Raw genomic sequence first — 13,821 nt, forward strand, 5'->3', positions numbered from 1 at the left:
CGCGAATCCGCAAGGCAAGCGTCATGCCCCTTCGTGGTGCAGGAGCGGGTGGAAGCATTTGCACCAACGTATCAGCGATGACAGGTAGAACAGTCCGTCAGCCGCCGCGTGTCGGGCAGCTGCATCAGCTGCTCCAGGCGCTGCACGTCCTGCGCCGTCGGCGGGGTGGCGGCCTGCATGGAAAACACCTGCTCCCTGGGGTGCAGGTGCGGCCCGGGGTTGCGATGGCAGCCCAGGCACCACTGCATCTGCAGCGGCGCGACGCGCCAGGTCAGCGGCATCTGGTCCACGCGGCCATGGCATTCGACGCAGGCCACGCCCCTGGTGACGTGCACGCTGTGGTCGAAGAACACGAAGTCGGGCAGCTGGTGCACGCGTCGCCAGGCGATGGGCCGGCCGCTGGCGGCACTCTCGCGCAGGGGCCGGAGCACGGCCTGGTCGGTGTAGAGCTGCGAGTGGCAGCTCAGGCAGATGCCGCTGGAGGGCAGCCCGGCGAAGGCGCTGCGCTCCACCGTGGTATGGCAGTAGCGGCAGTCGATGCCGTCGTCGCCCACGTGGTGCTTGTGGCTGAAGGGGATGGGCTGGGCCACCGGCTCGCCCACCGGCTGGTACGAGCGGTCGCGCCACACCATCAGCCCGAAGGCCACGGCCAGCAGCGCCCCCAGCGCCAGGAAGGCGAGCTTCACGCCCAGCTCGGCACGGCGGCGGAACACGGGGTCCATGGGCGGCGGCGGGTTTGGTCACGGGAGCGTGTGCCGGTGCGGCAATCGGCATGCGCCGGGACCCTGCGTGCGGGTGCGGCGGCATGTGGGTTGCCGCCGCGCCCGCATGCAGGGCCGCACCGGCTCACCGGTGCGGCGGCGTCCTCCTGTCGTGCCCGCGATGCGCCAACCCCCGATCGCCGACTACGCGCTCATCGGCAACACCTTCACCGCCGCGCTGGTGAGCCGCGACGGCTCCATCGACTGGTGCTGCCTGCCGCATTTCGACAGCCCGGCCGTGTTCTGCCGCCTGCTCGATGCGCGCATCGGCGGCTGCTTCAGGCTCGGTCCGGCCGCGCCGAGCCGCTGCGAGCGGCGCTATCTGGACGGCAGCGCCGTGCTGGCCACGCGCTTCGAGACCGCCGACGGCGTGGCGCAGGTGACGGACTTCATGCCCGCGCCGGACCTGCTCGCGCCGGACCTGCCGCCGCACGGGCACGCGTACTTCAGCGTGCTGCGCCGCGTGGAGGGGCTGCAGGGCCGCGTGGCGCTGGACCTGCTGTTCAAACCCACCTTCGACTTCGTGCGCCAGGCCGCGCGGCTGGCGCCGCAGCCCGGCGGATGCCGGGCCGACGCCGGCGACGAGTCGCTGCACCTGGCGCTGGTGCCCGAAGTGCGGCTGCAGGTGGTGGACGGCGAAGTGCGCGGCCGGCTCGACATCCCGGCCGGCGCCGCCGCCTGGGTGGTGCTGTCGCATGGCCGTGCGGGCATGGCCGGGCAGGGCCCCGCGGCCTGGGAGCGGTCGCTGCGGGACACGCTGCGGCAGTGGGGTGCCTGGGGCGCCCTCAACCGCTACACCGGACCGTACGCGGAGGCCGTGGCCCTGAGCGCGCGCGTGCTGAAGCTGCTGACCTTCGCGCCCGGCGGCAGCATCGTGGCCGCGCCCACGACCTCGCTGCCCGAGGCGCCGGGAGGCGTGCGCAACTGGGACTACCGCTTCTGCTGGCTGCGCGACGCCGCGCTGATGCTCGGCGCGCTGCTGTCCGTGGGCCACGAGTACGCGGCCGACCGCTTCTTCCACTGGCTCTCGCGGCTGTGGGAGCCCGAGCGCCGCATCCAGATCATGTACCGGCTCGATGGCGGCGAGCGGCTGCCGGAGGCGGTGCTGGAACACTTGGCCGGCTACCGCGGCGCGCGGCCGGTGCGCATCGGCAACGGGGCCGCCAACCAGGTGCAGCTCGACATCTACGGGCATCTGCTCGACGCCGCCCATGTCTACCTGGAAGGCCGGCGCGCGCAGGTGCGCCCGGCACTGGCCCGGGTGCTGACCCACCTGGCAAACGAGGCCGCGCGGCGCTGGCGGCAGCCGGACCAGGGCATCTGGGAGATGCGCAGCGCGCCGGCCCATCACGTGTCGTCCAAGCTGATGTGCTGGGTGGCGCTGGACCGCGCGCTGCGCCTGGCGGCGGCGGGCCGCATCGAGGGCGACACGGCCTGGTGGCGGCGCGAGCGCGATGCCGTCGCGCGCGTGCTGCACGAGCAGGGTTTCAATGCGGCGCTCGGTGCGTACACCCAGGTGCTGGGCGGTCAGGCGCTGGACGCCAGCGTGCTGATGATGCCCATCGTGGGCTTCCTGCCCGCCGGCGACGCGCGCATGCGCGCCACGGTGCAGCGCATCAGCCAGGAGCTGATGCACCGTGGCCTGGTGTGGCGCTATCGCAGCGATGACGGGCTGGACGGCGACGAGGGTACGTTCGCCATCTGCAGCTTCTGGCTGGTGGAGAACCTGGCGCTGCAGGGCCGCGTGCAGGAGGCCTGCGCCCTGTTCGAGCACATCACCTCCTTCGCCAGCGACCTCGGGCTGCTGGCGGAGGAGATCGAGCCAGGCAGCGGCGAGCTGCTGGGCAACTACCCGCAGGGCTACACGCACCTGGCGCTGATCCGATCGGCATTGGCCATCGGGCGGGCGCAGGGCAGCGCAAGCGGGGTGGCGTGTCCCCGTGCCGTTCCGGCATGGCCGTGACTTGTCACGCAAGCCACACGCGGGAATGCAACGGCCGTGTGTGGCTATCATCAATCCAGCGGCATGCGAGACCGAGTCATGCCGGGCATCCTGCCGGTCCCAGACACGAAAGCAGCGACCTTGGACTGCTGACGATCAACCCTTGGCATCACCCCCGGATCTGGAACACAGATGTCTTCCGCCGACACGGACAGCAAAGCCAGCGACCAAGGCCAGATCGGGCTGCTTGGTGTGCTGCCTCCGGGCTACTCGGTGGCGGAGTTCAGGATCGAGCGGGTTCTTGGCAAGGGCGGCTTCGGTATCGTGTACCTGGCATTCGATACCCGGCTGGAGCGTCTGGTCGCGATCAAGGAGTTCATGCCCCAGTCCCTGGCACAGCGGCTGGCCGACTACTCCATCGAGCCGCTGTCGGAGCGGCATCGCAAGACCTTCGAGCTCGGACTGCGCAGTTTCATCAGAGAGGCCCGCAGCCTTGCCAAGTTCAAGCACCCGGCACTGGTGGAGGTGTACCGCTTCTGGGAGGAGCTTGGAACCGCATACATCGTGATGCCGTTCTACGAGGGCCAGACACTGCAACAGCGCCTGGAGGGCATGACTGCTCCGCCACCGGAGCAGTGGCTGCGGGAGCTGGTGGAGCGCGTGCTCAAGGGGCTGGACGTGATGCACCAGCAGGGGTGGCTGCACCGGGACATCGCACCCGACAACATCCTGCTGTTGCCCGGCGACCGGCCCCTGCTGCTTGATTTCGGTTCCGCCAAGCAGGATATCGGCCATGCGACGCAGGCCTTGGCGGGGCTTCTCAAGCCGGGGTTTGCGCCGTTTGAACAGTACGGTGATTCGGCTGCCTTGAAGCAGGGTCCCTGGACCGACCTGTACGCGCTGGGTGCGCTGCTGTACTACGCCATCTCCGGCAAAGTGCCCACGGCATCGGTGGAGCGCATCAACAACGATGCCATGGCTTCCGCACTCATGCTGGGCCGGCGGCGCTATTCGGCTGCCTTCCTGCAGTTCATCGACCACTGCCTTGCTGTCTGGCCTGAACAGCGGCCAGCGAGCATCACGGCTGCCCTGGACCTGCTGCGCAGGCTGGATGCACAGGAAAAGGCCAGGGGCCTGAAAAACTCCATGGGCAAGCGTCGGGATGCACGCACGCCCAAGCTTTGCAAAAGCGAGACACGGCCCTTCGGGTTTCTGCCCGCAGGGCAGGGAGCCTTGTCATGGGCCGGCGGCATCGCGGCGCTGCTCGTGACCTTGGGGGGCTTGGCGTTGTGGGAACCATGGTCCAGGCCCACGGTGCACATGGCAGACAAGGGCCTGACAGTTGCTGTCCGTTCAGATGATCCCGGCTCGGCTCCGAGCGATCAGTCTTCCAGTACGCCGGCTGAAGCGAAGCCGGATACACCTGCGCTGCCCTTCTCCGCACCTCAAGCCCCCGAGGTGCGGCTCCCCACGCCACCGGCGGCACAACTCGCCAGCCCGGCAGCGCCGAAGAAGAAGGCGCTTTCGCAACAGCCTTTCAGAAACGCCCAAGGCGCCAATTCATCACGCGCGCGCCAGGCTGCTGCCAGGAAGGCGGAGTGTGAAAGCCTGACGCATATATTGGCCCTCGACGGCAATGCGTTGGCGCAGCGAAGGTTTGCCCAGTTGGGCTGCCGTCGTTAGATATGGCGTGATGAAGGCGCATGACGTTGCTGCCATCTCACTCTCGCTGGTACGGCTGCCACGGCAGCCTCGCATCGGGGACGGGTGATTCAAGCGCAGCCTTGCAGCAGGAACGTCGCTGCCCGACTTGAACGGCCGCCGACAGGCGGAACCTTTGCGCCCGGCAGCGACCGAACCCGCCTTGCTCACTTGCCTGCGAACTGTCCCATGACCCCTGCCGACACCCGCGCCATCGTCACCATCGCCGTGCTGGCGGCATTTGCCGACGGCGACAAGCACGACCGCGAACGCGACGAGATCAAGCGCATCGCGCAAGGCCTGGGCCAGGCCGATGGCGTGCACCTGCCGACGCTCTACCAGGACGTGTTGATGAAACGTGTCGATACCGCTTCGGCGGTGGCCCAGCTCGGCAGTGCCGAGGCCCGGCAGCTCGCCTACGAGATGGCGGTCTGCGTTTGCGACGCCGATGGCGCACAGTCGGAGGCCGAGACGCGTTTCCTGGCCAGCCTTCGCAGCCAGCTCGGCCTGGGCGTGTCGGCCGGGCGTTTCACTGCGCAGGCCGAGGAGATCGCGGCGGCGCCCATCGATGCGCCCGCGGCGGCCCTGGGTCCAACGGCGCCGGCCGCCGCGGACCATGTCGCCCTTGACCAGGCCATCCTGAACGCCGCGATCCTCAACGGTGCCCTGGAGCTGCTGCCCGAGACCCTGTCGACGATGGCGATCATTCCGCTGCAGATGAAGCTGGTTTACCGCATTGGCCACGCTCACGGCTATGAGCTCGACAGCGGCCACGTGAAGGACTTCCTCGCGACCGTCGGTGTCGGCCTGACCTCGCAGTACCTCGAACAGGCCGGCCGCAAGCTGCTCGGCGGCCTGCTCGGCAAACTCGGCGGCGGCATGCTCGGCGGCCTCGGCAAACAGGCGGTCAGCTCGGGCATGAGCTTCGCCACGACCTATGCGCTGGGCCACGTCGCCAAGCGCTACTACGCCGGCGGGCGTACCCTGTCGCCCCAGATGCTGAAGGACGCCTACGCCAGCGTCGTTGCCGAGGCCCAGAACCTCCAGGGGCGCTACCTGCCGGCCATGCAGGAGAAGGCCCGCGGGCTCGACGCCGGCAAGGTGCTGGCGCTGGTGCGGGGCGGCTGAGGGCCGGGCGAGGCCATTGTCCAGCAGCCGCCACGGTGGTAGCCCGGCCGCTACCACGCACGCCTGAAGGCCGGGCCGTGGCGGTCCACTGACCTTGCGAGCCTGGGATCGGCCACCAACGCTCTCGCGGCAGCCTCACGCACGCCGCATGAGCATTCCTTCAAGTTGCGGACGAAACGGGTGCCGATGTGAAGGCGTGCTCGCACGAGCATGAATGTCGCGACGCTGATCTGGTTGCTGAAGCGTCGAACCTTACGTGAATGCAATTGCCCGCCTCGACGGCGAGATCAGGCCGGCCGGCATCGAGGCCGCCATCGCCCGGCCATCCGCACCCGCGTTCGTCGGCTCACTGCGGCGCCGCGGTTCGGCTACGCTGTGCGGCACATCCGCGCGACACCATCGCGCCGAGGAGATTGCGGATGACGAACAGACCGCGCGAGCCGCTGCGCCTGCACGTCCCGGAGCCGAGCGGGCGCCCCGGGCAGCACACCGATTTCTCCTACCTGCATCTGTTCCCGGCCGGCGCCGCGCGCCGGCCACCGATCGACGTTGCGCCGGCCGACACCGCCGACCTGAGCTACGCGCTGGTGCGCGTGCTCGACGACGATGGCCGCGCGGTCGGTCCATGGGCGCCCGCTGCCGACGCCGCGCTGCTCAGGCGCGGCCTCGTCGCGATGCTGCGCACCCGCGCCTTCGACGCGAAGATGTTGACCGCCCAGCGGCAGAAGAAGATCTCGTTCTACATGCAGTGCCTGGGCGAGGAGGCCATCGCGACCGCGCATGCCCTGGCGCTGGAGCCGGGCGACATGTGCTTCCCGACCTACCGCCAGCAGGGGCTGCTGCTCGCGCGCGACGACATCCCGATGGCCGAGCTGATGTGTCAGCTGATGAGCAATGAGCGCGACCCGATGAAGGGCCGCCAGCTGCCGGTGATGTACTCCTACAAGCGGGCCGGTTTCTTCACGATCTCCGGCAACCTCGCCACGCAGTTCATCCAGGCGGTGGGTTGGGCGATGGCGTCGGCGATCAAGGGCGACACGAAGATCGCTTCCGGCTGGATCGGCGACGGCGCCACCGCGGAGGCCGACTTCCACACCGCGCTGACCTTCGCCCACGTCTACCGCGCGCCGGTGATCCTCAACGTCGTCAACAACCAGTGGGCGATCTCGACCTTCCAGGCGATCGCCGGCGGCGAGGCGACGACCTTTGCCGCTCGCGGCGTCGGTTGCGGCATCGCCAGCCTGCGCGTCGATGGCAACGACTTCCTCGCCGTGCTGGCGGCCTCGCGCTGGGCCGCCGAGCGGGCGCGCAGCAACCTCGGCCCGACGCTGATCGAGTGGGTGACCTACCGCGCCGGCGCGCATTCGACCTCCGACGACCCGTCGCGCTACCGGCCCGCTGACGACTGGGAGCACTTCCCGCTCGGGGACCCTGTCGAGCGGCTCAAGCGCCACCTCATCGTGCTCGGCGCCTGGAGCGACGAGGAGCACGAGCGCACGCGCAAGGCTCTCGAAGCCGAGGTCGCGGCGGCGCAAAAGGAGGCGGAACGCCACGGGACGCTGCTCGACGGCCACATCCCCCCGCTGGAATCGATGTTCGAGGACGTCTTCGCGGCCATGCCGCCGCACCTGCGCGACCAGCTGCGCCAGGCGCACGAGGCCGAGGCGGCGCGCCGCGCCGGCGAGGGGGCCTAACATGGCGCGGATGACGATGATCCAGGCGCTGCGCTCGGCGATGGACGTGATGCTCGAGCGCGATCCGAACGTGGTGGTTTTCGGCGAGGACGTCGGCTACTTCGGCGGCGTGTTCCGCTGCACCGAGGGGCTGCAGGCGAAGTACGGCCGCTCACGGGTCTTCGATGCGCCGATCTCCGAGGGCGGGCTGGTCGGCGTCGCGGTCGGTATGGGCGCCTACGGGCTGCGGCCGGTGGTCGAGGTCCAGTTTGCCGACTACTTCTATCCCGCCTCGGACCAGATCGTTTCCGAGGCGGCGCGGCTGCGCTACCGCTCGGCCGGCGACTTCACGGCGCCACTGACGATCCGCATGCCCTGCGGCGGCGGCATCTACGGCGGCCAGACGCACAGCCAGAGCCCGGAAGCGCTGTTCACGCATGTCTGCGGAATCCGTACCGTGATGCCGGCGACGCCCTACGACGCCAAGGGACTGCTGATCGCGGCGATCGAATGCGACGACCCGGTCATCTTCCTGGAGCCCAAGCGGCTCTACAACGGGCCCTTCGACGGCTATCCCGACAAGCCGGTAGTGCCGTGGTCCAAGCACCCGGCCAGCGAGGTGCCCGAGGGCCACTACACGGTGCCGCTGGAGTCCGCGGCGGTGGTCCGCCCCGGGCGCGACGTCACCGTGCTGGCCTACGGCACGATGGTTTTCGTGTCCGAGGCGGCGGTGGTCGAGAGCGGTGTCGATGCCGAGATCGTCGATCTGCGCAGCCTCTGGCCGCTTGACCTGCCGGCCATCGTCGAGTCGGTGAAGAAGACGCGGCGCTGCGTCGTCGTCCACGAGGCGACGCGCACCAGCGGCTTCGGCGCCGAGCTGGTTGCGCTGGTGCAGGAGCACTGCTTCTACCACCTGGAGGCGCCGATCGAGCGCGTCACCGGCTGGGACACGCCGTACCCGCACGCGCTCGAGTGGGCCTACTTCCCGGGCCCGGCGCGCGTGGCCGCTGCGCTGCGCCGCGTGATGGAGGACTGAGCAATGGCTGCACGCGTCGTCAAGGTGCCGGACGTGGGTGAAGGCATCGCCGAGGTCGAGGTCGTCGAGTGGCATGTGAAGCCGGGCGACGAGGTCGCCGAGGACCAGCCGCTTGCGACACTGATGACCGACAAGGCCTCGATCGAGATCCCGTCGCCGGCCGCGGGCCGCGTCGCCGCGCTCGGCGGCGAGGTCGGGCAACTGCTCGCGGTCGGCTCGATGCTGGTGCGCTTCGACGACACGGCGGGCGGCGAGGCGGGCATGGCCGAGCGGCTGCCGGCCGCCGGCGGCGCGCTGGCCGACCAGCTGGTCGAGGCACGGACGATGCCGCCGCCTTCGGCCAGGCCTCGGAGCGAGCCGGCCGCGCCGAGCGTGGCGCCGGCTTCGACGCCCCGTCAGGACCGTCCGATCGCGTCTCCCGCGGTGCGCCGCCGCGCCTGGGAGCTCGGCGTCGATCTCAAGGACGTGCCGCCGGGTGGCACCGCCGGCCGCATCGTCCACGCCGACCTCGATGCTTACCTCGCGCGCCATGGCCACCGGCCGCCACCGGCGCCGGCTGCGGCGCCGCGCGGCGCCGTCGCCCCGCGCGACGACACCGAGGCGGTGCCGGTGATCGGGCTGCGCCGGCGCATCGCGATGAAGATGCAGGAGGCCAAGCGGCGTATTCCCCACTTCAGCTACGTCGAGGAGGTCGATGTCACGGAGGTCGAGGCGCTGCGCGCGGCGCTGAACGCGAAGTGGGAAGGCGAGCGGCCGCGGCTGACGCTGCTCGCGTTCATCGCACGCGCGATCGTGCTGGCCTGCGCCGAGTGTCCTCAGCTCAACGCACGCTTCGACGACGAGGCCGGCGTCGTCATGCGCCACGGCGCGGTGCACCTCGGCGTTGCGACGCAGACCGCGCACGGACTGATGGTGCCGGTGCTGCGCCATGCCGAGGCGCTCGACCTGTGGGCCATCGCGCGCGAGGTCATGCACCTTGCCGAAGCGTCGCGCGCCGGGCGCGTGACGCGCGCCGAGCTCACCGGCTCGACGATCACGCTGACCAGCCTCGGCGCGCTCGGCGGCATTGCGTCCACGCCGGTCATCAACCACCCGGAAGTCGCGATCGTGGGCGTCAACCGCATCGTCGAGCGGCCGGCGCTGCGCGGTGGCCTCGTGGTGCCGCGGCTGGCGATGAACCTGTCGTCCTCATTCGACCACCGCGTGATTGATGGCATCGACGCGGCGCGCTTCGTGCAGGCCATCCGCGGCTTCCTGGAGCAGCCGGCGACGCTGTTCGTCGGCTGACGCAGCGCGCAAATGCCATCGCGGCCTTGCTGCGCAGCCGGCAGGCCAACATCGCCGCGCATCGTGGCAATGGAACCGATAGCGCGCAGGCCGTGGCGCTTTTCCTGGAGCACCCGCGCGCCCCGGCCCTCCCGCCGTCCAGGCGGATACTGATGCCGGGGCGGCTCGTGCGCCGCTCCACTGCCACCCCGCTTGGCGCCTGAGAGCGCGAACGCCCGCTGCCGGGGCGAGGCGGTGTCCGGCAGAGCCAGGGAAGACCTGCACATCGGGGGAAGCTATGAAGAACGGTGACCGACAGCGTCCGATCCAGTTTCCGTCCCAGGCCGGCGCCGGGCTGTCGGGGCCAGGGGCCGCGCCGGGCCTCCATCCGGCTTCGCTCACCCACTGGCCGGGACTGGCCGCCGCGCTGCTGACGGCGCGGCAGGGCCTGGAGGCCGCGGCCACCGAAGAGGAGGCCCTGCGCCTGGCGCTGGGCGCCGCGGCGCGCACGCTGAGCGCACCCTATGCCGCCTTCTGGCAGCTCAACCGCTTGTCCGGAAAGCTCTGCCTGGCCGAGTGGTTCCAGGCCGCGGCCGACCCGCCGTTGGGCAACGGGCAGCTGGCGCCGCTGGTGCACGGCATCGAGCTGCCCTGGGCCGGTCTGATCGACGGCACCGGCGGGCTGCAGCGGGCCACGGTGGCGCTGCACCGGGAGGGCCCCGCGCTGTCGGCGTGGAGCCGACTGGCGGGCGCGCTGCGCTGCCCGCTGGAGCCCTGGGTGCCGGTTCGGCTGCCGGACCGCGGCTGGGGCCGGCTGTCGCTGCTGCGTGCCGAGGGCCATGCCTGGCAGCCTGGCGAGGCGTTGTTCCTGGAGGCGCTGGCCCGCGAGCTGGGCTGGACGCTGGCCGACAAGCGCCTGGCGTCGGCGCAGCACCGCCCGGCCGAGGCGGCGGCGCAGGCGCAGGCGCGCGAGCAGGCTCATGTCACCGCGGTGTTGCAGGAGGCGCTGGACTCGCTGGACGGCAGCGGCGACCTGGACGAGTTCGTGCCCACGGCCGTGGGTCTCGTCGCCCGCGCGCTCGAACCCGGCGCGGTGGCCTTGCTGCAGGTGCGCGAGCAGCGCTGCCGGCTGCAGGCGGCCTGGCTGCAGGGGCGCGTGCTGCGGCATGCCGAGCTGCTGTCGGCCGAGCCGCCCTTGCCGGCGCTGCTGCGCGGGATGGCCGAGGGTTTCCAGTTGCCGGACCGGCTGCAGGGCTGCGCGGCGCCGGCGAGCAGCAAGTCGCAACTCGTCGATCACGCCGACGCCGCCGGGCCGTGCCCGCTCGAGCGCTTCTTCGCCACCGAAGCCGGGCCGCTGGCGCTGCAGGTGCCGCTGGCGGCGGCCGGCCATGCGCTGGGCGCGCTGTGCATCTACCGCCGGCGCGAGCGGGCCTACACGCCCTCCGAGATCAGGCTGGCCGAGGCCTTCGGGGCGCAGCTGTCGCTGGCGCTGCGCGCCGGGCAGCTGGCGGAGCAGGCGCGCCGCGTGGCGACGCTGGAGGAGCGCACGCGCCTGGCGCGCGAGATGCACGACACCCTGGCCCAGGGCTTCACCGGCGTGCTGATGCAGCTGGAGGTGGCCGATGCCGCCGTGACGGCGCATCGCATCGACCGCGCCCGCACCGCCATCGCGACCGCGATGGAGCTGGCGCGCGACAGCCTGGGCGAGGCCCGGCGTGCCGTGCGCGCGCTGCGCAACCCGACGCTGGAGCGGCGCGGCCTGGCCGACGCGCTGGCCGAGCTGTGCGCGCAACTGCGCGGCAGCACCTTCCTGGGCGTGGCACTGGAGATGGCCGGCACGGCACCGCGGCTCGATCGCCATGCCGAGGAGCAGGTGCTGCGCGTGGCGCAGGAAGCCCTGGTCAACGTCGCCAAGCACGCCCAGGCGCGCCAGGCGCGCGTGGTCCTGGGCTTCGGCCCGCAGGGGCTGCTGCTGCAGGTCAGCGACGACGGCAGCGGGCTGCCGCCGAACGCCGCCGCGGCCGGCTTCGGCCTCATCGGCATGCGCGAGCGCGCCCTGAGCATCGGTGCCACGCTGGAGATCGACTCGGTGCCGGGGCAGGGCACGACGGTGTCGCTGCGCATGGGCCTGGGCGGCTGAGCCGCCGGCCCCGACGGGGCCGCTCCGGCAAGCTCTCTCGCAAGGGAGAGGCCCGCGCGGAATGTCGCTGCGATCATGGGCGGCACCGGCTTCCGGCCGCTGTTCCACGGTGCCGTCCATGATGTTGCCGCTTCCCGTTCCTCAAACCGGACCGGCCACACCGGCCGAGGCTCCCGCGGCCACGCCCGCGCGCATCCGCCTGCTGGTGGCCGACGACCACCACGTGGTGCTGGACGGGCTCAGCACCATCCTGGACATGCAGGCCGACTTGCAGGTCGTGGCGCAGGCCAGCGACGGCGCGCAGGCGGTGGAGCTGTGGCGGCGCACGCATCCGGACGTCGGGCTGATCGACTTGTCCATGCCGCGGCTCTCGGGCGTGGAGGCCATCGCCGAGATCCGCCGCCACGAGCCGCGCGCCAAGCTGATCATCCTCACCACCTACGACGGCGACGAGGACATCTACCGCGGCCTGCACGCCGGCGCGATGGCCTACCTGCTCAAGGACGTGCGGCGCGAGGAGCTGCTGCGCTGCATCCGGGTGGTGCACGAGGGCGGTCACTACATCAGGCCGGAGCTGGCGGGGCGCCTGGCCTCGCGGCTCACGCGCGACGAGCTCTCGCACCGCGAGCTGGAGGTGCTGGCACTGGTCGAGCGCGGGCTGAGCAACAAGCACATCGCGCGCGAGCTCCAGGTCGCCGAGGGCACGGTCAAGACGCATGTGAAGGCGATCCTGGCCAAGCTGGAGGCGCGCAGCCGCACCGAGGCCATCGCCATCGGCGTGCGCCGCGGGCTGATCAAGCGCTGAAGCGCCAGCGGCGCCTGTCGCCACTCTCTCCAAAGAGGCAGCTGCCCCTGGCCCGCGTGGCAGAAGCGCCGCGCCGCTGCGTACCCGATGCTCTAGCGCGGCTCCCAGGCGCGCGGGCATGGCCTGTTCGCCATGGCGGGGCCACGCACATCCCTCCAGCACGAAGCAAGCGCATGAAACTTGAAGCACGGACGGCCGGTGGATGGGGCATGGCCGCGGCGCTCGCGCTCGCCGGCCTGCTCGGCGGGTGCAACCAGCAGGCCGTGTCGCAGCCGGCCGCACCGCAGCCCCCCGTGGTGTCACTGGCACCGGCCTTCCAGCGCGAGGTCCAGGAGTTCGAGGAGTTCACGGCGCGCCTGGAGGCGCCGGACACGGTGGAGGTGCGCGCACGGGTGGCCGGCGCGCTGGAGCAGGTCCATTTCACCGAGGGCCAGCGCGTGGCCAAGGGCGCGCTGCTGTTCACGATCGATCCGCGGCCGTTCGCCGCCGAGGTGGCACGCGCCGAGGCACAGCTCGCCGCCGCGCGCAACCAGGCCGACCTTGGCGCCAGCGAGCTGGCCCGGGCCGAGAAGCTCACCGCCATCCAGGGCGTGAGCCAGCAGGAGCTGGACCAGTTGCGGGCGACCGTGCGCAACACCCGCGCCAACATCCAGTCCGCCGAGGCCGCGCTGGTGCAGGCCCGCCTCAACCTGGAGTTCACGCGCATCCGCGCGCCCGTGGCCGGGCGCATCTCGCGTGCGCTCGTCACCCCGGGCAACCTCGTCAGCGTGGGCACGCCGGTGCTCACCACGCTGGTGTCGCAGGACCGCGTCCATGCCTACTTCGATGCCAGCGAGGCCACGTACCTGAAGTACCTGCGCCTCGTGCGCGCCGGCACGCTGGCCTCGCCGCGCACCGAGCCGACGCAGGCCTGGATGGGCCTGGCCGACGAGACGGGATTCCCCCACCAGGGCCGCATCGACTTCGTGGACAACCGCCTCAACCCGGCCACCGGCTCCATCCGCGGCCGCGCCGTGTTCGACAACCGCGACGGCCGCTTCACGCCGGGGTTGTTCGCGCGGGTCAAGGTGGTGGGCAGCGGCAAGTACCCCGCCACGCTGGTGCCCGACCGTGCCATCGGCACCGACCAGACGCGCAAGGTGGTGCTGCTGGTGGGCCAGGGCAACGTCGTGCAGCTGCGCGAGGTGCAGCCGGGCGCGCTCATCGACGGCATGCGCGTGGTGCAGGGCGTGCAGCCCGGCGAGCTGGTCATCGTGGACGGCCTGCAGCGGGCCCAGCCCGGCGCGCCCGTGACGCCGCAGGTGCTGCAGGTCGATGACAAGGGCATGCCCATCCCGGCGGCGGCGTCGGCTCCGGCGCGCTGAGAGGC

At 71.4% G+C, this 13,821-nt stretch carries 10 protein-coding genes; 9 read left to right on the forward strand and 1 reads right to left on the reverse strand.

What is annotated here, in order from left to right:
* Positions 1–71 precede the first annotated feature (71 nt).
* Entirely contained in the window at positions 72–722 is a 651-nt protein-coding gene (locus HHL10_RS23350) for a cytochrome c3 family protein (protein ID WP_169162813.1), read from the reverse strand.
* A gap of 160 nt (positions 723–882) precedes the next feature.
* Here HHL10_RS23350 and HHL10_RS23355 point away from each other — a divergent pair, with 160 nt between their 5' ends.
* The 9 genes from HHL10_RS23355 (at position 883) to HHL10_RS23395 (ending at position 13,816) form a co-directional block, all read left to right on the forward strand.
* Positions 883–2,724 carry a glycoside hydrolase family 15 protein gene (locus tag HHL10_RS23355; protein WP_169162814.1) on the forward strand — a complete coding sequence of 614 codons (1,842 nt, stop codon included), beginning with the start codon at positions 883–885 and terminating at the stop codon, positions 2,722–2,724.
* 171 nt (positions 2,725–2,895) lie between these two features.
* Positions 2,896–4,386, forward strand: a complete 1,491-nt coding sequence (locus tag HHL10_RS23360; RefSeq protein ID WP_169162815.1) for a serine/threonine protein kinase — start codon at positions 2,896–2,898, stop codon at positions 4,384–4,386.
* 207 nt (positions 4,387–4,593) lie between these two features.
* Positions 4,594–5,532, forward strand: coding sequence for a YcjF family protein (locus tag HHL10_RS23365; RefSeq protein ID WP_169162816.1), 939 nt, complete (start codon positions 4,594–4,596; stop codon positions 5,530–5,532).
* 419 nt (positions 5,533–5,951) lie between these two features.
* On the forward strand, positions 5,952–7,226 hold the full coding sequence (locus HHL10_RS23370; protein WP_169162817.1) for a 3-methyl-2-oxobutanoate dehydrogenase (2-methylpropanoyl-transferring) subunit alpha: 1,275 nt from the start codon (positions 5,952–5,954) through the stop codon (positions 7,224–7,226).
* A gap of 1 nt (position 7,227) precedes the next feature.
* On the forward strand, positions 7,228–8,241 hold the full coding sequence (locus HHL10_RS23375; protein WP_169162818.1) for an alpha-ketoacid dehydrogenase subunit beta: 1,014 nt from the start codon (positions 7,228–7,230) through the stop codon (positions 8,239–8,241).
* Between the two features lie 3 nt (positions 8,242–8,244).
* Positions 8,245–9,528, forward strand: a complete 1,284-nt coding sequence (locus HHL10_RS23380) for a dihydrolipoamide acetyltransferase family protein (RefSeq protein WP_169162819.1) — start codon at positions 8,245–8,247, stop codon at positions 9,526–9,528.
* Between the two features lie 277 nt (positions 9,529–9,805).
* The gene (locus tag HHL10_RS23385) at positions 9,806–11,647 is read left to right on the forward strand and encodes a sensor histidine kinase (protein WP_169162820.1); all 1,842 of its coding nucleotides are present in this window, start codon (positions 9,806–9,808) and stop codon (positions 11,645–11,647) included.
* Between the two features lie 118 nt (positions 11,648–11,765).
* Entirely contained in the window at positions 11,766–12,452 is a 687-nt protein-coding gene (locus tag HHL10_RS23390) for a response regulator (RefSeq protein WP_235971751.1), read from the forward strand.
* 173 nt (positions 12,453–12,625) lie between these two features.
* A complete protein-coding gene (locus HHL10_RS23395; RefSeq protein WP_169162821.1) occupies positions 12,626–13,816 on the forward strand; it encodes an efflux RND transporter periplasmic adaptor subunit in 1,191 nt (396 codons plus the stop codon).
* Positions 13,817–13,821: the final 5 nt, after the last annotated feature.

The organism is Azohydromonas caseinilytica (genome assembly GCF_012927045.1).
GTDB lineage: Bacteria > Pseudomonadota > Gammaproteobacteria > Burkholderiales > Burkholderiaceae_C > Azohydromonas > Azohydromonas caseinilytica.